This window comes from Trinickia sp., assembly GCF_057351765.1.
On the sequence record NZ_JBMRBK010000032.1, the window covers coordinates 21654 to 44208 of the forward strand.

Here is a 22555-nt window from a genome sequence, read left to right on the forward strand (position 1 = left end):
CCGAACAACTTCCACTGGCAAGCTCGCTCGCAGGCGCGGGAGCGCGGCTCATCGCATTCGATCCACCGGAACGACGGGAATGGTGCAATTGAAGGAACTATTTGCATGGCATCTCAACATGTTCAGCCTTCGGTTCAGCAATGTTTGCCGATTCATGCCGATGTTCTCTCCAAGGACCGCGTAACCGGCACAACTCGCACCGGCTTGTCCGCGAGTCCGTTCGAACCGCCGGAGACGAGCGGCCAAAAAGTCATGACGACGAAGGGCGAAGCGCGCCCTCGAGAAACACTCGATACCAAAGGATTCCGTGTGGAGTCAGTCAGCAGGTCAAGTCACTCCGTCGCACATGGCGCCCAGATCGTCCGCTTTCGCGAAGCGGACATGCAGCGATACGTTTCGAAAGAGGAACTCGGGGCGGACACGCATATCGCGTCCGAATTGGGCGCCGCGGTCACGGCCGACGAAAAGTCGCGCCTGTTACGCAGCATGATCCGTGCGATCGGGTTCGATTCGATGCGCTACTTCGCGGTGCGGCTCTCGCCCTCCGGCGAGGCCGAGCGCATCTATCTGATGGAGAGCTACCTTTCGCCGCCGCATTCGCTGTTTTTCGACGATGGGCACTACCTCAACGACGAACGCTTCAAGGCGCTGATGGCGAGTCCCCTGCCTTGCGTATGGGACATTCAGCAACTGGTCAGGCTCTGGCGCTCCGGACCGGGACCGAGTTCGTATCGCGACTGGCTCACGTTGCTGCATACCGACGGCAAGATCAGCGGGATGGCGTTGTCGATGCGCGTGCCAGGCAGCTCGCTGTGCGCGGTCGTGAGTCTTTCGGCCTATAACGCCGATGCGAGCTGGATCAGCGACAGCGTACTCGTGCAAGCGATCACACTTGGGCTTTCGGTGCAGCAGCGCTGCTCGGCCTACGTTCGGGCGATCGACCAGGATGTCTCGGGCGGCGCGCTGTCCGAGCTGCAGCGACGCGTCCTCGCGCTCGTCGCCGATGGCCTGTCCGACAAGGAAATCGCCGGGCGGCTGGACATGACGCTCTATAACGTCGATTATCAATTGCGTCGCCTGCGCGAAATTTTCGGCGTCACCAATCGAGCGCGGCTCGCCTATATGGCGGGTCGCCTGGGAGTGATGTGATGAACACCATAACGAGCCGCCAGAAGACCGCACAAGCTGCCTCGGCGAATGTCGTGTTTTTTGATGACGAGGATGTCGCCGCCGACGCGGCCGCACGTCCGTCGCCGCTTTTCGTCCCTCGAAATGCATCGCTCGGCCAGATCTCGCAGCAGCTCACGGAGACCGCCGATAGCGGCGAGCGGCGCAATCTCGTACGCAATGTCTTGCGGCGCGCCGGCTTCGATTGGCTCTGCTATTGCCGGATGCTGCGCATCGGGCAACGCGTCGTCGAACTCGCATGGTTCGACAGCTATTCGCCGCCCGGATGGGCCGCGCGTTATTGCAACGAGAGTTTTTTCGCGGTCGATCCGCGTCTGGACATCGCGTGCCGCATCGAATGGCCGTTTCTCTGGGATGTCGACAGCCTGGCGGCGATGGCGCCGGCGCCGCTACGCGGTTCGCGCATCCAGCATCTCGCCGATGCGGCCAATGCCGCCGGTATGCGCAGCGGCGTGTGCCTTGGTATCGGCACCGCCAATCCGCTCGAGCGATGCTTCGCAGTCCTATCGAGTTCCCAGGCAGGGAGATCGTGGATCGCCGATACGACGGCCGGCACGGCCTACGCCATTGCGATCGGCCTGCATACATGGGTTTCGCCCTACGCGAGCAGGCTGCTCTCGCGCATCAGCGCGGATGGCCTGAGCGCAGTTCAGCGCTCGATTTTGCAATGCGTGACCGAAGGAATGAGCGATCGCGAGATCGCTGCGAGCATCGGGCTGCAGCCCCATCGCGTCGCGCAGCATGTGCGTCAACTGCTGACGTTTTTCCGAGCGCACAACCGCGTACAGCTCGCGTATATCGCCGGAACGGTCAGCGAGCTCGCGGGTATGGAATAAGCGGTGCAGCAGTTACGACTGCGCTGCACCGCTAATATTCACTGGGATGTGAGGGAAGGCTGAGCGTCGACGCGGCCTAGCAACTGCCGCATTGCCTCGCGCACGAAGGGATCCGGATCATCCACCCTTTCCTCGGCATAGCGATGCCACATTGGATCGCCGAGTGCGTAAAGGCAAAGCGCCTTGAGTTCATCGCAGCGCCCGTCGGGCAGACTATTGATGTGTTGCAGCGCTTCCAGCGCGCGCCCGCGCCGGATCGCAATCACCGTTGGAAAAGCCAACGCCTCGCGGGCATCCGGATTGACGTCGTACAACTGCGTCAGCAGCGCATCGGCATCGTCGAGACGATTGGACTCAATCGCTTCGACGAGCGCCTTCACGAGTGGTGCGGTTTCGGACTGGCGGGTCGTATCCGTCGACATGGGACCGGTCGCGTCCGTCAGAATTGCCCGCTGGAATCGGAGCCGGACAGTGCGTTCAGGGAGCTCGGGTTCAGCCCCATGCCGCCACCACCAGTGAGCGAATTGGAATCACGGCTCACCAGCGCCGACTGCGCCATATCGAAAGGGGTCTTGACGACGTCCGCAACACCCTCTCCCACCTTGCCTGGGTTCAGTGTCAAAACACCGCCCACGATGTTCCCCAAACCGTCTAGTAAGCCCATGTGACTCTCCTCTTGCGAAATGAAAGAAGGCGCTCGATTCAAAAAGCCGGCAGGTTCTATAGCCTTCGGCACGCGTACCGCCCAATGTAATTCGCGGATCGGTACTCACGCCGCCGAGTGCGAAGCCATGTACGAAGATGCGAATCGCGCCCTGCCCAGCGATGCAACACAACATCTACTTCTAGAGGTACTCTGCCCCGACTTTCCGAGCGATATGCTCCGCGAGCGGCTCCTCGGTAACTTCAAGAAACTTGCTCGCGATCGTGAGACCGGTGATATCGCTGCTCTTCACGACATCCGCCACGCAGCGGCGCCAAGCCTCGTCGCCCAGCACGTGCAAACACCATCCTTCCAGTGCCGAAACCACGGGCGAGCCGTGCCCCTGCGCTTCGATCTGCCTCAGCAGGCGCAAGGCATCGACCCAGCGTTGCGCATTGACGAGCAGCCGGACCTCGCACAGGTCGACAACGAGCTGCTTCGGATGGACGACGCGCAACGCGAGCAGCAGTTCCTCCGCCTCCGCATGAGCCTGCGTGCGCAACGCGCCTGCGAAAATCGTCAGCAGGAAATTCAACACCGCAGGAGTGCATTGAGTGTTCGACATGGCTCAGCCCCGATGGGTACCCGGCCGACAGGTTCACAGCCGGCAGCGGCCTCTCCTATCCGGCCCCTGTTGCGCTGCATTCTCTCGCTGACATCAACGCGCGCCGTTGGGTGACGCGAAGCCGTCGCCGCCCACGCGAAGTTCGAAGGCTTTGCAAGCCTACCTGTTCGAGTAGATAGGACGAACTCACTGCCCCAACTCGTATCGGTTCACTCATGCACGATGCGAAAAACTTCGGATGCCGGCACTTCGCTTCGCATCGGTTCGCGTACGCGAACCCGTCTCCCCTACCCTATCGCCTGAAGTCATCCAATTTGCGGTTCTGGACGTTCCTCGAACAGATGGATCAATTCGATCAATTGTGAGACAGCCATGACAACTTCAGCCCCATCCATTACGGCCCCGAACTCCACAACGGCCCACTTCCTGAACAACACGAGCCCTTATGGTACGAGCGCCAGGATGGATACCGGGGCGACCAACGGTGGCGACATCGAAAGCTATCTTGCTTCGCTCGATGTGTTTGGCGGAGGTATGCCACAAGGAGGTTATCCGAGCGTTTCCGATGGAGCCGAACGCTATCTTGCCTCGTTGGAGGGCGGCCAGTCAGGGGGCTATCCGAGCGTTGCCGACGGAGCCGAACGCTACCTTGCCTCGTTGGAGGGCGGCCAGTCAGGAGGCTATCCGAGCGTTGCCGACGGAGCCGAACGCTATCTTGCCTCGCTGGAGGGCGGCCAGTCGGGTGTGCCTCAGGCCGGCCAGCCCGACGCCGCGGGCTTGCGCAACGTGAAGCTCACGACCGCAAAGGGCAAGGAACTGAATTTACAGGAGGACGGCCAAGGCAACCTCTACGATCATGGCAAAGAAGTCGGCACACTCGATCAGCAAAGCGGCAAGATCACGATGAATTCGTCGGAGCAGGGGCGAAAGGACGCCGACTTGTTGAGAAAGGGCACCAGCCACGGATTTTTGGATTTTTTCCACCATCTGCCCGACAGCAATGGCAACACCACGTTCGGTTCCGAGGTCACCGTCAACGCGGGCGATCTCACGCCGGCCCAGCAAGCCTACGAGAACGCATCGAATGCCGGCCAACCGTTGCCGGGGGGCACACCGGCTGGATATCCCGTTCCTCAAGTCGGCCAGCCCGATGCCTTGGGCTTGCGCAACGTAAAGCTCACGACGGCAAACGGTAAGGAGCTGGATTTGCAGGAGGACGGCCAAGGCAACCTCTACGATCACGGCACAGAGGTCGGCACGCTCGATCAGCAAAGCGGCAAGATCACGATGAATTCGTCGCAGCAAGGGCGAAAGGACGCCGGTGTCTTGATAGCGGGCACCAGCCACGGATTGTTGGACTATATGCACCATCTGCCCGACGGCAATGGCAATGTCACGTTCGGTTCCGAGGTTACCGTCAACGCAGGCGATCTCACGCCGGCCCAGCAAGCCTACGAGCAATCCGCCAGCGCTATCCCTGCACCCCGTAGCCCGAGCTTCTTCCCACTGCAGATGCAGCCGAACATCCAGCCGATTCCGCTGGCCGACGCCTCACAGTCGGACGTCGAGTCCGCCTGACTACCTGACCAGTAATAGCTACGACGGGATGATTCCGGCTGCAGCCGGGCCATTCCGTCGAGCGATCGTCGGTTCTGCTTCCCCTTCCCCTACTCCCTCGCCCGGCTGAATTGGCTCGTTCGCGCCAAGGGACGCCCTACGTGTCCGCGTGCGTTGCCCGTCCTTAGGTCAAGCCGAGTCTATTTCAGTTTCAGCGGCTGTTACTCTCTCTCGTATCTATTCCCGAGCGCGCCCGAAAAGACGAGCAAAGGCCCGGACCTCAGCGAAGTCCAGGCCTTCGTCGCAGACCTGCGGCGGCACGGTCTTAATAAGTGCTCAAGGCGGACTCAGGAACACGACATTGCCCCTGTTACCGGTATAGGTGTCGTTGGAAACCACCTGCGGTCCGCTACCGCCTTGCGTGTTGTTCGAGCCAATCAGCGTAATGGAGCCGTTGTTGTTCTTCGCGACGAGTTCGACGTGCTCAGGCGTACCGCTGCTATCGAGAACGAAACATACATCGCCCGGCTTGGCCTGTGAGCGACTGACGGTGTGCCAGCCCTTGCCCTGGAGCGTACTCTTCAAGCGCGGCGCGCTGTCGGTGTGCTCCGACGACGAAAGGAGTCCAGCCTTTTGAAGGCATGCCGAAACGAAATTCGCGCAGCATACGTCTGTCGGGACGCCTTGATGCATCGGCAAGCGCTGGCTCGACATCAGTTGGGCCGCGGATTGCCCCCTCACGCTTTCCGCGATGCCCGCGGGATTGCTCCCGCTGATAGGACCCACATTGGCATCGCCGGTCCCACCCGTGCCTCCGGCTTGAGCGTTAGCCAGCGCCGCCTGGATGAAAAGCGGCATCAATATGCCGGTTGCGCTCATCGGCACAGGTACATCGTCGCCACCCTCGTCATCGTCGCCACCGACCGAGGTAAGCTTCGACATCGCCGGTTCCATGATCATGTCCATCATCAAAGCAATGAACATCGCGAGCTCCGAGTTGGGCTCGGTAGCCGCACCGGCATCGCCGCCACTCAATTGAGGGTTGCCATAGGCAGCCGGCGAATTGGCGTTCGCATTTCTGGGGCGAGGTACAACCGGGTGGTAGGTCGGCCATACAGCGGGCACGGGGCTCGTCAACGTAGCTGCGCTCATACGGATACTCCGTCCGTGAAGCCATTACATCCAAAAAATGCACACCGATGCGCCATCCGCGCGCGGCGTCTCCTCACATGACTCTACGGAAGGCGGAAGCAGCCGCACATCGCTACGCGCAGCGATGTGCGGCAAAACGAAGCGGCACGCAAGCGGGTACGAATTTACGCACCGTGCGCGCTTCGCTCATGTTTCGCATCGATATCGCTACGCGTTGCCGTACATGTTTTCGCGTCGGAGGTACACCGTGCCGAGGTTGTTGCAGGTATGCTCGGCCATACCTTCCGCATACGGTTCGTCGATGATTCGCAAACCCCGTAGCAATGGCGCCTTGTTCATTGACCGCTCGACGCGCATGAGCCACATGACGCCGCCGTTGCGGCTGGCCGCGTTGGCAGCCATGCTGGCCGGCGCGCTCGCCGGATGCGCCACGCGCGACATCCCACCTGCGAACACCGCACTCCCCGAATCGCTACGCACCCCGCCACAGGAAGTGCTCGAGGATGTCCTAACGGCCGTCGGCGAGACGTTCTATAACTGCCGCCGTGACGGCGCTCAGCTGTCGTGGGTTCGCAAGGGCTCCGAGGCTACGCTGGTCGACCAGGCGCGGCGCAACGTCGGCACCATCGTCCCCGGCCCGCGGTTCCTTGCTTATGACGGCAGTTATGTGTCCGGTCGCGTCGCGGCGCAGGAAATCGTCGCGACCGACGCGCTTCCGTGGGAACTGATCGTTGCACGGCGCACGAGCGGCACCGAGAAAGACACCGGCCGCTTCGCCAAAGTCACATCGCTTCAGCAGGTGCGCACCCGCGGCGGACTGCCGCCGCAGACGCATTGCACCCAGCAAGGCATCTCCCTTCTGGTGCCATTCTCCGCAACGTATCTGGTCTATCGGCCCGCCACGGGTCAACCTCCTACGACGCCGGCTCCCGAGAGCGCGACGGCGCCGGTGCCGACAACGACACCGGTGGCAACGCCACTTTCGTCGGCCGCCGGCGCACGAACGGCAGCACCTGCGTCGACGCCTTCGGCGCCTGCGGCATCGTCTCCCAACGCGGCCGCTTCCAGCCCCATCGCCGCAGCGCCGATAGCAGCGCCCGCAGCCGTTTCGGCATCTTCGCCCGCCCCGATTTTGACCATTGCTTCAGTGTCGGAACCATCGGTAGCCGGCATGCCAACGTTCTTCGACTCCCTCTACATCAGGCCGTAACCGATAGGACGCCGTGTGCGTCCCGAACGCGATGCTTCGTCAAGTCACGAGCCTGCCGGCGTCCTCGCCGAGCGCGCCGGCAACGCGCTCTTTACGACTGGCCGGCTCGATGCGCGCCGCATCGGCGATTTGCGTTTGCGCTTCAGCGGCGATCAGCCTTTCGAGGATGCGCCGCGCGCGGACCGCGCCGGCGTCGATGGGCAGCATAACGGGCCGCAGCGACCAGAAATCTCGATCGCCGATCACTTGCTGTTGCGCTTCAAGCATCGGCAGATCTTCGTCGCGAAACGGCGTCATCAATGCCTCGACGCCATCGCGCAGCTCCGCCGCGCCCTCCAGGCCGGCCTGATGAGGCACCCCGAAAACATAGAAGTAATGTGTGCTCCGCTCCGTCTCGGGTGACAGCCAGTGCGCCGAATGGCTCACACGTGCGAACTCGTCGGAAAGCGTCGTTTCGCAAATACGCATGCTGACCGTGTGCAACGCGGGCGGCTGCCACCGAACGTCGAGCTGCCGATTGACCAGGGCCCCATCGGCCACTTTAAACGCTCGTGCGACGAAAGGCGCGAGCGCCTCTTCAGCAATCCTGCGCGTCACCGAGACGGAGTCCCCATCGACGAGACACTCGACTTGCGCCGCGGCGATGTGCTCGCTGCCGAGCGTATTCGGATGCAGAAATTGAAGATGACTGAGATCGAGCACATTGTCGGAACTCAATTGATAGTTCGCGCGCGTGAGCAGATAACCGGTGCTCGTGAAATTCCGGCGGGGATCGACGAACTCGAAATCGGGCAACGGGGTGCTTTCGGCCCGTGATGCTTCACCCGGCCAGAACCAGATCGCGCCATATCGCTCCCGCGTGGGATAGCAACGCACGGTCGCACCTTCCGGCAGTCGGCCATTCCCGTGCGGATTCATGACGCAAGCACCCGAGGAGCCGAAGCGCAAGCCGTGGTAGGGGCACTCGATCGCGCCGTCGACAACCCGTCCGCGCGATAACGGAGCGAACCGATGAGGGCACCGATCGTCCAACGCAACGATCTTGCGGGCGTCATCGCGGTACAACACAACGGGCAAGCCGACGAGCGTACGCGCAAGCACCTTGCCGACCTTGATTTCATCGCTGAACGCCGCGACGTACCATGCGTTCATCAAAAAAGCCACACTCGCCTCCCGACGACATCCCTTTTTGTGAAAATGCGGCGGACAACCGGTTTCATCGACATGCCCCCCTTATTCCACGCATTAACGGTACGCGAAAAACAGGCAAACGCTTTTTACGGACCCGTAAGCGACAAATCGGCAATTAGCTCAATACTACGAACTCGCGGATTGACTTCCTCGGCTCCTTCCCTTTTATCGCCGCCTCCTCCCCCCCTTGCCTTCCTTTCGACCTTGAAAGACTTGCCCTTGAAGAACAGGGGCTCGGCCGCTCGGGTCGCTTCCCCGCGCATGCTTTTCAGTTCATCTCCCATGGCACATGCGATCTCGGAGTCTGGCGACCGGGTACGCACCGAATCTACGGATTTTCGAACTCATTTCTTTCAAGGTTCGTGAATTATCATTGAGCCAGCTTATGCGTCAATTCGAATGAAACAAAACGTTACATCCTAAGGACGTCTAAACGTTTACTGTCCGGCTATTCGGAGTCTTTTCTAGCCGGAATGCAGTTTCCCTTCGTGCGAGCACATCGTGCGACCGGAACCACTGGAGGGAAGATGAAACTTGCAGTCATGACCAGAAGCACAGCGCTCTTCCAGTTGATCTGTCAGTGCTTCGAGCCGGACGGCGCGCAATGCACCCGGTTCTCGGACGAGGTGGTGTTCGCGCGCGCCATCTACCGCGATGACTACACTGCCATCCTGATCGACGCCGAGACCGGCATGAATCCTATGCGCCCGGTGCTGGCGAGACGCTCGTGTTACGCGGATCGGCGCGCGCCGCTCATCGTCGTGGGCGCCCATCAAAATCGCGAGAACATCGTCGAGCTGTTCGACGCCGGCGCCGACGATATCGTGCTGTGCCCGATCAACTCGGCCGAGCTCGTATTGCGCGTGCATCTCGCGGTACGCCGTTTTCAACCGCTTCAAACGGCCGAAACGGCCGATCGCCTGGAATGCGGCTCCTATCTGCTGGACCGCCGCACCTGTACGGTCTGGGTCGACGACGAGCCGGTCCGGCTGACGTCCCGCGAGTTCGCCATCGCATGGCTCGTATTCGCGTGTCCCGGCGAATACGTGAGCCGCCGCCAGATCGCCGGCGCGGTATGGAGCAGCTCCGAGGATATCGTCGGACGCACGCTGGAACAGCATATCTACAAGCTGCGCAAGAAGCTCAGCTTGAACGGGTCGCACGGCGTGCGCCTGCGCACGATGTACGCACACGGCTACCGCGTCGAGATCGAGCTTCCCAAGGAAGTGGGCGATACGCGCGTTGCCTCGGAGGAATCGGCACCGGGGATCGCTCAAACGCCCGACGTTCTCTCGGCAATTGCATCGATGCTGCAGGTCGAGGCGCTGGCCCCGACTCCGGCGGACAGCTTTGCCTTGCTCGGCTCGTCCCGCGCCGAGTTGCATCCGGCCGACAGCGAAATGGCACGCAGCGCCCGCGCGTGGTCCGCAGAAGACTGCAGCGATGTGCTGAGTGCATGCGCCTCGAGTAACCCGTCGCGCGCCATTACCTTCGGCACGAGTGAACCGGTGCGTGGCCGCGACGGCCACTGACGGCAGACCCTTCTTCCGCGCGCCGCCAACGAGACGGCGCGCTTCGGTGCGCGCCGCATCGGCGTGTCTCGCGTCAGAAATCCAGGATGCGAGGCGAGAGCAGGAAGAGCCGCTCCATATGGCTATTTTCATGCGAACGATACCGGAACAAGGCCCCCAGGAACGGAATCTTCGACAGCAATGGAATGCCCGTCTCGCCGTTGGTCGAGCTGTCGACGCGATATCCGGCGATCAACAGGCTCTCGCCCTGGTTGACGAACGATTCGGTGTTGATCGTGCTCGTGGTGATGATCGGGATGTTGTCGACCTGCTGTGAGGTAACCGTCCCATCTTCAATGTTGACCTTGAGCTTGATTTGCTGCTGGCCGTTTTCCTCGACAACCATCGGCAGAACCCGCAACGACACCCCGGTCGAAATGCTATAGAGATCCGCTGCCGTGTAGCCCGACACGCGCACGAAAAAGCGCGTCTTGTGATCCATGACAGCCTCGACGTTATCGAGCGTCGCGACCTTCGGACTCGCATCGATCTTCGCGAGGTTGCTTTCCTGCAATGCGTTGACGCGTGCGAGCAGATAGCGACCCGCGTTACCCAGCACCGCTGTGAGCGATGCGCCGACCGGCGACGTGTTGATGACTGTAGTGCCGTCTTGCAGTGTCTGCGTGCCGAAGACTGGATTGATGTTGCCGTTGTATCCGTTTTGCTGCGTCGTGCCATTGCCGGTCTGAAAATCGATGTGGCTGTTATGGGCACGCCAGTCGACTCCGATCTGCTTGAGCGCCGTATCGTCGATCTCGATGATGTGCGCTTCGATTTCGATGAGCTTCGGCTTGACGTCGAGCCGATCGATGAGATCCTGATATTGTGAAAGCCGCTGCGGGACATCGCGAATCAGCACCGAGTTCGTGCGCGGATCGGGTTCGATGACGGGAAGCGACTTGCTGCCGACGATCCCGTTCGAACTATCGGCATCGCCCATCGGTCCGTTATTCGACGCGAGCGTGTAGTTCTGCAGCGAAGGCATCGTCGATGGCGCGCCGCCCGCCGCCATACCGTTGAGCAGGCCGGCCAAGCCTGGCTGCGGTGCATTCACACCGTTCATCGACTGCGGCAGAGGCGGATTGATGCCGCCTTCGAATCCACCGCCCGTGGTTGAACCCGTCACGTCCTGCATCGGTTGCATGCGTTGCATCGTCGGGGCTTTTGCCGGACGGCCGCCGTCGAGACCGGTCGAGCCGTTGAGCGTGTCGCTGCTGCCTTGTGGGTGATACATGCGCGAAAGCACGGTTGCCACACCGGGCACCGTGATGGCCTTGCCGTCGATCTGCACCTGGTGATCGTCGGCCCATGCGTGATGAAGCGAATAAACGCGAACCGAGGAACCGAGACGTTCGCCCGCGCGATCGTCGAGGCGGTGTGCAATTTCGGCAACGAGCTGAACATACGGCTGGGGACCGCTTACGAGCGCGGTGCCCTGGGTCGCGTCATAGGTGATCGGAAAGCGCGGATTGCTGATCCGCAACTGCTCCAGCGCACCTTTCAAGTCTTCGGTACTCGCATGGTCGAGTTTGACGACCTGCCGGGTAACACTGTTCGCGTCGCTGATCGACAGTACGTTGCCGTCGTAGAACCAGACGAAACCAAACGTCGAGGCGAGTGTGTCGAGAAACCGCTGCGGCGACATATCGAAGCGACCCGTCACCGTGCCGTGCACATCGTTCGAAATCGTTGCGGGCACACCTTGTCCGGCGGTGAAGTCGCGCAATACGTCCTTCAGTTCCTTGCCTTCGACAGATAAATGCACCATCGAGCCGTGCCAGCGGATGGGCGCCGCGTACGCATGCGAAGCAGCGAGAGAACATGAGAGATATGCCGCCACGCAGGCAGCGCGAACGAGCCGTTTTATTTTCATGGCATCCGATCATCGAAGGTTGACATCCCCGTACCGTGCGCGCGGGCAGATGACCGTCTCGTGAAAGACGGGCGCCCCCCCCTCATGAGAGGATGGCCGCTGCTCGCGTGAGATCAATGTAGCGGAGGTGAACTGCGCACATCTTCAACAAATCTGAGTTCGCGCCCCGATTTGAGAAGGATTGAGATTCATGCGTTCAAGTGCGGCAGCGCACGGCATCATTTGCCCGCGGCCATTGACGTAGCGATAGCGCGCAACTGTTCCGCCAGCCCTTTGAGAACGAGTTGATCCTTCACTTCGTTCACGAAAATGCCGACGAAAAGCGCGAGGATGAAGACCGTCACCGCTCCCTTGACTGGCTGACTCAAATTGGCGAGGTCGAGCTTTTGCGCACTTTTGGCGGCAAAGCCGATCGCGACGTCGATGAGCACGAGTACGAACATGATCGGCGTGGCGAGCTTTGCGACGGTCTGCATCAGCGTATCGGTCTGGTGCAGCACGAAGCTTTCGATGACGTTCGTCGCCACCGGCGCTCGGGAGATGATCGGCCACCAGTTGAACGACTCGTAGACGACCGCAAGCAGGAACGTCATGCCGCCGAGCACCCAGAACGCGACGCCGGCCACTTGCGAAAGAAGAATCGAAGTCGGCGTGGCCGACTCCTCTCTCAACGGGTTCGTCATCTGTGCGTTGTTGTAGCCCGTGAGATCGTCGATATACGTTCCGGCCGATTCGGCTACCCAGAACACCGTCGAAGCGGCGAAGCCGAGCACGAGGCCGATAATGGCCTCTTTCAGTGCCATCACGATCATGAACGTGCTGCTCAGGGACTCCATGACCATGACGGGCTGCCCATAGGCAACGAACGAACTGAAGAGAAGCACGATACCGTTGCGCACCACGCCCTGAAGGACGCCGTCCGCGGTCGGCGGAAAGATGGAGAACACCACATAGAGCCGCACCGACGACAAGCCCAGCAAGGTCAGGATGCGAACCGGGTTCGTCTCGGGCGACGAGAGTAGATAAAGTAGATCGTTCATCTCGTGGGGCGCGCGTTTGCGGCAATCGCCTCGTTCATGTGTTCGTTATCCGTTGTTCGACTTGCCGTGCCGCATCATCGTGACTGCGCGGCAAGGCGTGCCCTGGCGAGCGCAGCCTCTTCCGCTTCCTCGTCGGCGGCGTCGGTGGTCTGCATGGTTTCGCCGCGTCGCAATTCGTCGATCCTGTCGTTGCACAAATCGATCCGTCCTCGGTTATTGGCTACGGCACGTACGGCATGCGCGACTTGCTGCACCTTGTCGGCGAGATCCGCCTCGTATTGCTGCAGCTCGCCTTCGAGCGCGCGCAGCCCCTCCGCGACTACATCCGCGTAGCGCATCGTCGACGTCATTTCGGTCACCGAAACAACCGAGCCGCCGCTCATCATCCGGGCGATCCGGTCGTAGTATTGCTGCAACTGCCCGGCTTTCTCGCTGACCTCGGACGCCTTCTCGTCGCGCGCCTGCTGTGCCTGGCTTTGCTCGGCACGGCGAGCCGACAGTTCGGCCGTCAGAGTCTCGTCGAGCCGGCGCCGGCGCGATACCGTTCGTTCGAGCGCCGCAATACGCCGGGCGATGGCGGCCAGCTCCATTGCGTCAGCGATCGGCCAGCATGAACAGGTGCGCCTCGGTATCGTCCGGCGACGCATACTCCTGGGTCGATTGAGCGAAGAACGCACGAATGGCGTCGTTCTTTTCGATCGCCTCGTCCGCCAGCGGATTGCCGCCGGGTTGATATTCGCCGATCTGAAGCAGCATTTCGACCTCGCGGAATTTCGCGAGCATCTCGCGCACGCGCGCCGCGGCGCGCACGTGTTCACTGGACACGACTTGAGGCATCACGCGCGACAGACTTGCCAGAACGTCGATGGCGGGATACTGGTTCTTCGCCGCAATATCGCGCGACAGGATCATGTGCCCGTCCAATATGCCGCGTACTTCTTCGGCGATCGGGTCGTTGCCCGATTCGTCTTCGGCGAGCACCGTATAAAGCCCCGTGATCGAGCCCGTGGCACCCATCCCCGCGCGCTCGAGCAAGCGCGGCAGTTCCGCGAAGATCGACGGCGGAAAACCGCGGCGAGCAGGCGGCTCGCCGGCTGCGAGTCCGATCTCGCGCTGGGCGCGCGCAAAGCGCGTCAACGAATCCATCATCAACAGCACGCGCCGTCCCTGATCGCGAAAATACTCCGCAATCGCGGTCGCAACATAGGCCGCCTTCGCGCGCTCGATCGACGAACGATCGGAGGTCGCACACACCACGATCGAACGCGCCATGCCCTCGGGCCCGAGGATCTGCTCCACGAACTCACGCACTTCACGGCCGCGCTCGCCGATCAGTGCGATCACGGTCACGTCGCATTGCGCGCCGCGCGCGAACATGCCGAGCAGCGTGCTCTTGCCGACACCGGCAGGAGCGAAGATACCCATGCGCTGCCCTTCCGCTATCGTCATCATCGCGTCGACCACGCGTACTCCCGTGGCAAGCGGCGCCTCGATCAACTGGCGGCTCATCGGCTGGGGGGGATCGCCGAAAATCGGCCGCTCGTCGTCGACCTCGATGGCGCCGAGCCCATCGATGGGCTCCCCGAGACTGTCGATGACTCGGCCCAGCAGCGCGTCTCCCACCTTGACCGAGAGCGGTCGCCCCAGGCCGACGACCCGCGTCGAACGGGACACGTTCGCCAGGCGGGAGAACGGCGAAAGCAACGCAACGTCGCGCGTGAAGCCGATGACCTCGGCATGCTGGAGCAACGTTCCGTTGGCTGCGCGCAGCTCGCAAAGCTCGCCTAGCGTCACATCGAGCCCGGCCACTTTCACGAGCGTGCCGATCACCTCGAGTACTTTGCCGGTGCGTTCGACCGGCGAACTCGAAAGGATCTCGTGCTCGATCGCCTCGGTCAGCCGCTCGACGTCGAGGCCTGAGACGTCCGGGCTCATACGCTCAGCGGCCGCGCTCGTGGTCGGCATGGCCTGCATCGTGTCTCGCCACTGTTTCGTCGTCGTCATCGAGTTCATCGCCGGTTTCGCATCGCTCGAACTCGCCCAATTCGTCGAGCGCCTCTTCGCGCTCGCGCGGGGCACCGGGCGCGCTCCATGAACCCTCGCGTTGCATCTCGTTGACCGATTGCTTCAGCGCACGCGAGACCGCCGAGCGCATCGCACGGAGCTGGGTCGCGAGACTCGCATCGACGGCGCCGAAATCGGACTCGCACAGACAGGAGCCGGGCGGCAACCGCTTGTCGGCAACGACAGACAACGGAAAGGGTCGCCCCAGCTCGCGCCAGCGCGCAGCCAGGCGCTCGAATGCGCTATTGGCAACCTCGTAATCCGTCGGGCTCACGCTGACGCGCAAATACGTGGCCCCTTCGACGATACGATCGACGGCGCTCAACGCCTTTTCGAAAAGGCTGCGGGATTCCTGAACGCTGACGATCTGCTCGACGGCAACAGTCACGATCTGCGCGAGGCGCTCGCGCATCTTGGCCTGCAGGCGGCGCTCATCCGCATGCGATAGCGCGAGCCGCTCCATCCACTCGCTGACGGCGCGCCGTTCGCCGTCGCGATAACCATGTTCGGCGGCAGTTTCGAATTCGCGCCGCGCTTCAGCCACGAGCGCCTGCGCTTCCTCGCGGGCCGCCGCAAGAATACCCTCGGCTTCGAGCCCCGCTTCGGCCAGTATTGCCTCGCGATCCGCGGCAAGCTGCGCGTATGCCTCGTCGATTTGCATGAGGGCGCCGAACGCATCGCGCGGGACGACGTCGCCGTGCACCCCCACGCGCGAAGCGTCCGGCTCCAACCCCCTCCGATCCGATCTCAGCCAAATAACCATGCCCACTCCGGAAGCAATTTGGGAAGCATCGCGAAGAGCTCGGCAGTACCGTTCGGATCGACCTGCGCCGCCCCCTCTCGCATCCAGCCCGTATCTGGCAGGGTCTTGGGTAACGCGAGTCGCAGCAGCGGAAATGGCGGCGCAACGCTGCGCAAGTCGCGAATCACGAGCGCGTAGCCCTCGAAAGTCAACGCTTGCGCATCGAGCCTGTCGAGCGCCGGCATCTGGCCGCGCTCGATGAGCCGGGCGATGTCGGGCGCATTGCCGCTCGTCGAGCCCCCTTGATTCATGACCTGGTCGAGCGGTATTCCCAGCCACTCGGACAATTGCATCCGGCTGCGCTTCTCGATGAGCCGCCGAGCCTCCGCACGTCGCAGCCGTACCGCACGCATACGAAGCACTTGCAGACCCAGCCGTGCCGGCAAGCAGTCGAGCAACGCCGGTCCGCTTGCGCGCAAGACCCCGAATCCCGGTTGCGTCACGCCCGCGGCGCGCAACAGCGCCCGCGAGCACAAGTCGACCTCTTTACGCCCCGCGGATTCGATCGCCTGGCGCAGCAGATCGAGCGCACGCGCCTCGATGCGCAGCGCCGAGCCGAACCAGCTCGCGTGGGCCCAGCGCGCGGCGTCCCGCGCATTGCGCTCGTATGCGGCAAGCGCCGCCGCAGCGCGAGCGAAGGGGAACGCCGTTGCGGTTTCCATCAAGCTGCCGAAGACGGTTTGGACCGGCGCAAGCGCGCCATCAGCGCTTTGGTCTTCGCCTGCATGCGCGCCGCAAACGCTTGCACGTCGAACGACGCCGGCATGCCGCGCTTGAGCCAGACGTAAAGTCCGGCCGCGCAAACCAGGAAAACGATCGCGGCGGTCAGGACCACCGTCGGCGCGCTACCCGTCTTCGGGCGCTTCGCCAGCTCGACGGGGTCGGCCGCCACGGCCGTCACGCTGACGGCGTCGTACGTCAAGCCTTCCACGCTGTGCATCACGAGCGTCTTGATCTGCGGCACGAGGGAGCTCACGTCGGAATCGGGGCGGTACTTGATGAACACCGCGGCGGAGGACGGCTTCATCTGCTGCGCGAGCGGATCGTTGTTCGGCAGCACAATCTGCACGCGAGCGACGATCACCCCGTCGATCTTCGTCAGCGTCGACGACAATTCCTGCGACAGCCCGTAAATGAAGCGCACCCGCTCTTCGGTCGGCGTGGATACCAGACCATCCTTCTTGAACAACGCACCGAGATCGTCGTACTTCGCGTGCGGCAGGCCTCGGGCCCGCAACACCTGCATGGCACGCACGATCTGATCTTCGTCCACGTCGAGCGCCCAGGTCTTGCCATCGTCGGCAGTCGTCTTCGCCGCGTCGACGTTCTGCTCGAGCAACGCCTCCACCATTTCGTTGACGTCTTGCTCGCTCAGATTGCCATAGAGCTCCTTCTTGCAACCTGCGAGCGCAAGGCACGCCACGAGGACGGCGAACACCGCGAACGCGCGCGACCGTGACACGAGAGCGCCCATCATTGCCTCATGCATGGCTCATTGATTCTTCATCAGCGTTTCGACAGCCGACTTGGACGAATTCACGATCCCCATCTTTGCCTCCATGTCGAGCTGCGTGCTCGCGATTTCCATCGTCACACGCATCGTCGCGGCGGTCATTTCCTGCATCGACATATTCGGTGCCTGATTCATCATCGTCACTGTGTCGTTGACCGACTGCTGCAGCTGCGCATCCTGCTGCGCGGCCATGGCCGCAATCATGCTCGTGCCACCGTTATTCCCGTCCGATGGCGGCGCCATGTGCGGCTTATCCATCATCGACTTGAATTTATCGCCGAGCTGTTGCGTCGCGGCATCGGACGCACCGGGCTGCACGGCTGCTTGCAGCGCCTCTTGGATCTGCTTCGCGGTAACAGGTACGCTCATGACATGTCTCCTTCGCCAATAGGCTTTCAGATCCGCAGGTAGCCTGGCTGAGGCACAGCCTCCTCCTGTGCGTGTCCGGCCGGTACGGGCGCCGGGTCCGCCGCCTCCCGCGAAGCGGGCGCGCTCAGAGTCGAATCGGCATCGATGTCGTCGGCCAGCGTTGCGATCGATGGGGGCACCTCGAAGGGCGCACCGTTCTTGTGGGCACGCAATGCATCCTGCAGGTCGTCGCGTGCCGCCAACGCGCGAACGAGCTGGCGCGTTTCGCGATCCGGGTTCTCCCGTATCGCTTCGGCCGCGCTCTGACGCCAGTTCGGGTCGCCCTTGAACGACAGGCAAAATGCCAGCAGCGCCTTGGCGTAAGCGAATTGCGGTACGTTCGCCACCAGGCGCGAGAAAATGTGGATCGCCTCGTCCCAGTGGCCTCGCTGCATCTGCAACAACGCGGCAAACGTCTCCAGCTCGACCACCTTCGGCCGCAGCACCTTGAGCGCGTCCAGCGTCATTTCGATATCTTCCGGATCCGCGTCGATCACCGGAAAGCTGTTCAGCAGGGCCGCCGTCACGGTTTCTATCAAACCGCCGACTACTTCCTGACTGCAGTTCAGATACGTCGGCAAGGGAGTGCTCATGGCGCGAAACTCCTGCAATGTGAATTCGACAGAGAAACGACGCCCGGCCGCCATCATTGCGTCGCTCAGGCACGTTCGCTCCGAGAAAGATATCCAAGCGCGACAGCGGGTTGCATGCCCGACACGAAGCAAGAACATCGTGCGCGAAGTCTCTCAGACTTTCGTAGGAAATGAGCGGGTCGCTTCGCGCGTGCGTCGCTTGCTTCGCATCGCGCGTACGGTCTGGCGGGCGCTCCGATATCGTCGGAAGTTCAGGGATTCCCGGATTCCGGCGCTCCCGCCGGAATGGGCGGGACGAGGCCTCTTGCCGGATTGCAGCGATGAGCGAAGAAAAAACCGAGCAGCCAACTGACAAAAAGCTGCGCGACGCCCGAAAGGACGGCGACACGTCGAAGAGTACCGATCTGGTCGAGGCCGTCACGATGGTCGCCGTGCTCGGCGTACTGGTGTTCGGCGCGGGCGCGTTCGCGGGCGCCTGTCGTGCCATCGTCGATGCGGCCCTGAACTTCATGCGAGGCGATCGCGCGCTGACCGAGCTGTATGCCAGCCTCCTGTCGATCGGAACACGGTTCGTGACGATCGTCGGTCCATGCGTCGTCTTTGCCGGTATCGGGGCCGTCGCAGGACTCGCGCCGCAAGTCGGCTTCGAGATTGCGACGAAGCCGGTCGTGCCGGACCCGAACCGCCTCAATGTGGTCGAGGGGCTCAAGCGCATCTTCACCTGGCGCTCGCTGATCGAGCTCGCCAAGATGATTCTCAAGGCAGTCGTGATCGGATGCGTGATGTGGTTCACGATCACGCGGATGCTACCGCTTATCGTAGGATCGCTCTATCAGCCGCTGCCGCAGCTCTCGGTCATGTTCTGGGGCCTGCTGGTCAAGCTTTTCGGCGTCGCCGCACTGGTGTTCATCATCATCGGCGCCGCCGACGTCAAGCTGCAAAACATCATGTTCATGCGCAAGATGCGCATGTCGAAGGACGAGGTCAAACGCGAGCACAAGGACCAGGAGGGCGATCCGCGGATAAAGAGCGAGCGAAAGCGGCTCGCGCGCGAGCTCGTCATGAATGCCGCCCCGCAACAGCGCGTCGGCCTCGCCAATGCGTTGATCGTCAATCCGACCCATTACGCCGTCGCTATCCGTTACGCGCCCGACGAACACCCGCTGCCGCTGGTGACCGCCAAGGGCATGGACGAATCCGCGGCACAACTGCGCCTTTTTGCCCAGGAAGCAAATGTGCCGATCATCGGCAACCCGCCGGTTGCGCGAGCCCTCTATAAAGTCGGGCTCGACGAGCCGATTCCCGAAGAACTCTTCGAGACCGTCGCCACCATCCTGCGTTGGGTCGATTCGATCGGCGCGAAGGGCGGCCGGCCTTCCGGCGCCAATCCCGCATCGGCTCTTCATTGACCGGCATGGCGCCGGGCTCGACGAGCATCGCAACGGAATTCAACGCTTCATGTCACTGATTCGCGTTACCAGGGGATGGTCGAAATGCTGAAAGCGTTCAAGACTCCGGCGAGCGGCGAAATCGGCATCGCGCTGTTGGTGGTCGCGATCATCTCGCTGATGATCTTGCCGCTGCCTCCGGCGGTGATCGACGTCCTGCTCGCGCTCAACATCACCATCAGCGTTACGCTACTGATGGTCACGATGTACGTGCCGAACGTCGTGTCGCTGTCGGTTTTCCCTTCCCTGCTGCTTTTCACCACGCTTTACCGGCTGTCGCTCAATATCGCGTCGACGAAGTCGATCCTGCTGCATGCCAACGCCGGCCACATCATCGATAGTTTCGGGGAGCTCGTCGTCGGCGGCAATCTCGTGGTTGGGCTCGTCGTCTTTCTGATCATCACGACCGTGCAGTTCATCGTGATTGCGAAAGGCTCCGAACGTGTCGCGGAAGTGGGTGCCCGGTTCACGCTCGATGCACTGCCCGGCAAGCAGATGAGTATCGATGCCGACCTGCGCGCCAATCTGCTCACGCCTGAGGAAGCGCGCCGCAAACGCGCGACGCTCGCCGTGGAAAGTCAGTTGCATGGCGGCATGGACGGCGCCATGAAATTCGTGAAGGGCGACGCGATCGCCGGCCTCATCATCACGATGGTCAATATCGTGGCTGGCATTGCGATCGGCGTCGCCTATCACGGCATGACGGCCGGAGAAGCCGCTAACCGCTTCTCGATTCTGTCCATTGGCGATGCGATGGTTTCGCAGATTCCGTCGCTGCTGCTCTCCGTCGCCGCGGGCGTCATGATCACGCGCGTGTCCGACGACCGCGATGCCAAACCGCAGTCGCTCGGCAACGAAATCGGCAAACAATTGTCGGCAAGCTCGCGTGCGCTTTACTTCGCGGCGCTTCTTCTCGTCGGTTTCGCCGCCGTTCCGGGCTTTCCGACCGCGCTTTTTCTCTTGCTTTCCGCAACGCTCGCCTTTTGCGGCTATCGCCTCAGCAAGAATGAGCCGTCGGCGGCATCGCACAGCAGCGAACCGGTCACCGCGATGCAGCGTGCCGGCGCAAAAGTCGACGTGCCGGCGATTCTGACGCGTCCGCCGCAGTTCGCCTGCCCGCTCGGCGTCAGAATTTCACCCGATCTCGTGCCGAGACTCTCGACTTCAGCGCTCGAAAAGTCGTTCGACACGGAACGGGAGGAGCTACAGGAGTTTCTCGGCTTGCCGTTTCCCGGTATCACGATGTGGACGAGCAGTGCGCTACCAGGCTCGACCTGCGAGCTGCTGATGCATGACGTGCCCTACTGCAAGATCGAACTGCCGGCCGGCAAAGTCATGATCGCCGAATCGGTCACGCGTGACGCGGCGCTTCTTGCCACACCGGATATCGCTCAGTTGCTCGATCGCTGCGAAAAACGCGGCGGACTGGACGGCGGCCCCGGTCCCAGCTACTGGGCCGACGAGAAATCGGTGCCGCAAAAAATCGCGTCATGGCGCGCGGAGCATGTCATTGCGCATGCGTCGATCATCATGCTGCGCCGGCACGCCTCGCTCTTTCTCGGCATTCAGGAAGTGCAATGGATTCTCGAGCAGCAAAACGCCGAATATCCGGGGCTCGTTGCCGAAGTTCAGAAGGTCCTGCCCCCGCAGCGTATCGCCGACGTGTTGCGGCGTCTGCTTGAAGAGCAGATTTCGATTCGGAGCATGCGAAGCATTCTGGAAAGCCTCATCGTATGGGGCGCCAAGGAAAAGGATATGTTGATGCTCACCGAATACGTGCGCGGCGACCTGGCCCGCATGCTCGCGCATCGCGCCGCGGGGGGCGGCAAGCAGCTTCCTGCCGTGTTGCTCGATTTGCCAGTCGAGCAGCATATCCGCCAAGCCATCAAGCAAACGCCGACCGGTAACTTCCTTGCGCTGCCCCCGGACGAGGTCAACTATCTGATCGACAAGATCCAGTCGTTCGTCGGCGAAATACCGCGCGAAGGCGTTGCCCTCGTCACTTCGATGGATATTCGCCGTTACGTGCGCAGGATGATCGAGGCGCGGCTCGGCTGGCTTGCGGTTTATTCGTTTCAGGAACTGGGCGATCACGTGGAGTTGAAACCGCTTGGCCGCGTGACCGTCTGAACCCGAGCATGTCCTGCGCGATGCCTATCATCGAACCCCGCCCCCTGCGCATCATCGCTGCCGAACTCGACGCACGCGAGCGTACGGCGCGCAGCGGCGGCTCGCATCGCTTCGATTACGCGGCGCTCGCACGCCGCGTGCGCGCGAAACCGGACCACGTCGAGGCGCGCGCCGACGAAGATGCGTCCGGCTCGCACTCGGACGCCGCGGCCGAGGATCGTCTGTCGGGATTTCGCGAGGCTTCGGGGGACGACGCGAACGAGTCCGAGACACATGCGCCCGTGTCCGGCCAAAGCAGGTCAGGCAGCACACCGGATCTGTCCGAACGGATTGCGCGGACCACGCTACCCGTCGTCGATGCGATGTATCGGACACAGGGCCAGTTTATTCAGTTGGCGGCGACATTGGCTAACGAGGTCGCCGCATTTTGTGCGGATCCTTCGATCACCTCGAACGGGAATTGGAACGTACAGTTGCCGCTCGATTCAAAAATCGTTCCGGATACGGTTTTGTACCTCTCACTTTCGCCTTTCCATCTTTCGCTTCGTTTCGATACCCAAAGTGCACGATCCCGGCAGTTACTCTTGGACCACAGTTCGCTCCTCCAGCGTGAGCTGGACGCACTGCTGCGGGCATGGGGCGCCGCGCGCGACATTGAGTTGACGGTCTGGTAGGCCGCGTGTTGCACAACCGAACATCCATCCGACCGGT

General features: G+C 62.1%; 23 protein-coding genes. 8 read left to right on the top strand and 15 right to left on the bottom strand.

Annotated elements, in window-relative coordinates; all coding sequences use genetic code 11:
• The first annotated feature begins 105 nt into the window (after positions 1-105).
• Together ACO1XS_RS07530 and ACO1XS_RS07535 are read left to right on the top strand one after the other, a co-directional pair.
• Complete coding sequence (locus ACO1XS_RS07530; RefSeq protein WP_486390354.1) at positions 106-1149, top strand: helix-turn-helix transcriptional regulator; 1044 nt, start codon at positions 106-108, stop codon at positions 1147-1149.
• The gene (locus ACO1XS_RS07535) at positions 1149-2024 is read left to right on the top strand and encodes a helix-turn-helix transcriptional regulator (RefSeq protein WP_486390355.1); all 876 of its coding nucleotides are present in this window, start codon (positions 1149-1151) and stop codon (positions 2022-2024) included. Before ACO1XS_RS07530 ends, ACO1XS_RS07535 begins: the two co-directional genes overlap by 1 nt.
• Positions 2025-2062: 38 nt before the next feature.
• Here ACO1XS_RS07535 and ACO1XS_RS07540 read toward each other — a convergent pair whose 3' ends face one another.
• The 3 genes from ACO1XS_RS07540 to ACO1XS_RS07550 all read right to left on the bottom strand — a co-directional run bounded on the left by ACO1XS_RS07540 (position 2063) and on the right by ACO1XS_RS07550 (position 3292).
• A complete protein-coding gene (locus tag ACO1XS_RS07540) occupies positions 2063-2404 on the bottom strand; it encodes an HrpB1 family type III secretion system apparatus protein (protein WP_486390356.1) in 342 nt (113 codons plus the stop codon).
• A 59-nt stretch (positions 2405-2463) separates the two neighbouring features.
• Entirely contained in the window at positions 2464-2688 is a 225-nt protein-coding gene (locus ACO1XS_RS07545; RefSeq protein WP_486390357.1) for a hypothetical protein, read from the bottom strand.
• A gap of 181 nt (positions 2689-2869) precedes the next feature.
• Complete coding sequence (locus ACO1XS_RS07550) at positions 2870-3292, bottom strand: HrpB1 family type III secretion system apparatus protein (RefSeq protein WP_331567125.1); 423 nt, start codon at positions 3290-3292, stop codon at positions 2870-2872.
• Positions 3293-3664: 372 nt separating this feature from the next.
• Here ACO1XS_RS07550 and ACO1XS_RS07555 point away from each other — a divergent pair, with 372 nt between their 5' ends.
• Positions 3665-4870 carry a hypothetical protein gene (locus ACO1XS_RS07555; RefSeq protein ID WP_486390358.1) on the top strand — a complete coding sequence of 402 codons (1206 nt, stop codon included), beginning with the start codon at positions 3665-3667 and terminating at the stop codon, positions 4868-4870.
• 315 nt (positions 4871-5185) lie between these two features.
• On the opposite strand, the gene ACO1XS_RS07560 is transcribed toward ACO1XS_RS07555, so the two are convergent.
• The gene (locus ACO1XS_RS07560; protein ID WP_486390359.1) at positions 5186-6001 is read right to left on the bottom strand and encodes a CHAP domain-containing protein; all 816 of its coding nucleotides are present in this window, start codon (positions 5999-6001) and stop codon (positions 5186-5188) included.
• 207 nt (positions 6002-6208) lie between these two features.
• A complete protein-coding gene (locus ACO1XS_RS07565) occupies positions 6209-6340 on the bottom strand; it encodes a hypothetical protein (RefSeq protein WP_331567131.1) in 132 nt (43 codons plus the stop codon).
• A 16-nt stretch (positions 6341-6356) separates the two neighbouring features.
• Between ACO1XS_RS07565 and ACO1XS_RS07570 the strand changes: the two genes are divergently transcribed.
• Positions 6357-7211 (top strand): DUF3455 domain-containing protein, encoded by an 855-nt coding sequence (locus ACO1XS_RS07570; RefSeq protein WP_331567133.1) that lies wholly within the window; start codon positions 6357-6359, stop codon positions 7209-7211.
• A 39-nt stretch (positions 7212-7250) separates the two neighbouring features.
• Here the strand turns inward: ACO1XS_RS07570 and ACO1XS_RS07575 are convergent, their stop codons facing one another.
• The gene (locus tag ACO1XS_RS07575) at positions 7251-8363 is read right to left on the bottom strand and encodes an aromatic ring-hydroxylating dioxygenase subunit alpha (RefSeq protein WP_331567135.1); all 1113 of its coding nucleotides are present in this window, start codon (positions 8361-8363) and stop codon (positions 7251-7253) included.
• Positions 8364-8944: 581 nt separating this feature from the next.
• Between ACO1XS_RS07575 and ACO1XS_RS07580 the strand changes: the two genes are divergently transcribed.
• Entirely contained in the window at positions 8945-9934 is a 990-nt protein-coding gene (locus ACO1XS_RS07580) for a response regulator transcription factor (protein WP_331567137.1), read from the top strand.
• A gap of 73 nt (positions 9935-10007) precedes the next feature.
• Here ACO1XS_RS07580 and sctC read toward each other — a convergent pair whose 3' ends face one another.
• The 9 genes from sctC to ACO1XS_RS07625 form a co-directional block, all read right to left on the bottom strand.
• Positions 10008-11846 carry a type III secretion system outer membrane ring subunit SctC gene (gene sctC / locus ACO1XS_RS07585; RefSeq protein ID WP_331567139.1) on the bottom strand — a complete coding sequence of 613 codons (1839 nt, stop codon included), beginning with the start codon at positions 11844-11846 and terminating at the stop codon, positions 10008-10010.
• A gap of 218 nt (positions 11847-12064) precedes the next feature.
• On the bottom strand, positions 12065-12886 hold the full coding sequence (gene sctT, locus ACO1XS_RS07590) for a type III secretion system export apparatus subunit SctT (protein ID WP_331567141.1): 822 nt from the start codon (positions 12884-12886) through the stop codon (positions 12065-12067).
• 74 nt (positions 12887-12960) lie between these two features.
• Complete coding sequence (locus tag ACO1XS_RS07595) at positions 12961-13476, bottom strand: type III secretion protein (RefSeq protein ID WP_440559896.1); 516 nt, start codon at positions 13474-13476, stop codon at positions 12961-12963.
• Between the two features lie 4 nt (positions 13477-13480).
• Entirely contained in the window at positions 13481-14821 is a 1341-nt protein-coding gene (gene sctN, locus ACO1XS_RS07600; RefSeq protein ID WP_486390371.1) for a type III secretion system ATPase SctN, read from the bottom strand.
• Between the two features lie 4 nt (positions 14822-14825).
• Positions 14826-15713, bottom strand: a complete 888-nt coding sequence (gene sctL / locus ACO1XS_RS07605; RefSeq protein ID WP_331567145.1) for a type III secretion system stator protein SctL — start codon at positions 15711-15713, stop codon at positions 14826-14828.
• Positions 15698-16414, bottom strand: coding sequence for a type III secretion protein HrpB4 (locus tag ACO1XS_RS07610; protein WP_486390360.1), 717 nt, complete (start codon positions 16412-16414; stop codon positions 15698-15700). Before ACO1XS_RS07610 ends, sctL begins: the two co-directional genes overlap by 16 nt.
• Positions 16414-17229: a type III secretion system inner membrane ring lipoprotein SctJ gene (sctJ, locus tag ACO1XS_RS07615; RefSeq protein WP_486390361.1), complete on the bottom strand. Its 816-nt coding sequence runs from the start codon at positions 17227-17229 to the stop codon at positions 16414-16416. The genes ACO1XS_RS07610 and sctJ overlap by 1 nt, the downstream gene beginning before the upstream one ends.
• Positions 17230-17244: 15 nt before the next feature.
• Positions 17245-17634 (bottom strand): type III secretion protein HrpB2, encoded by a 390-nt coding sequence (locus ACO1XS_RS07620; RefSeq protein WP_331567149.1) that lies wholly within the window; start codon positions 17632-17634, stop codon positions 17245-17247.
• Positions 17635-17660: 26 nt separating this feature from the next.
• Positions 17661-18266: an HrpB1 family type III secretion system apparatus protein gene (locus ACO1XS_RS07625; RefSeq protein ID WP_331567151.1), complete on the bottom strand. Its 606-nt coding sequence runs from the start codon at positions 18264-18266 to the stop codon at positions 17661-17663.
• 320 nt (positions 18267-18586) lie between these two features.
• Here ACO1XS_RS07625 and sctU point away from each other — a divergent pair, with 320 nt between their 5' ends.
• The 3 genes from sctU to sctP all read left to right on the top strand — a co-directional run bounded on the left by sctU (position 18587) and on the right by sctP (position 22518).
• Positions 18587-19675, top strand: coding sequence for a type III secretion system export apparatus subunit SctU (sctU, locus tag ACO1XS_RS07630; RefSeq protein ID WP_331567153.1), 1089 nt, complete (start codon positions 18587-18589; stop codon positions 19673-19675).
• An 84-nt stretch (positions 19676-19759) separates the two neighbouring features.
• Positions 19760-21844, top strand: coding sequence for a type III secretion system export apparatus subunit SctV (gene sctV / locus ACO1XS_RS07635; protein ID WP_331567155.1), 2085 nt, complete (start codon positions 19760-19762; stop codon positions 21842-21844).
• Positions 21845-21864: 20 nt separating this feature from the next.
• On the top strand, positions 21865-22518 hold the full coding sequence (gene sctP, locus ACO1XS_RS07640; protein WP_440559902.1) for a type III secretion system protein SctP: 654 nt from the start codon (positions 21865-21867) through the stop codon (positions 22516-22518).
• Positions 22519-22555 lie beyond the last annotated feature (37 nt).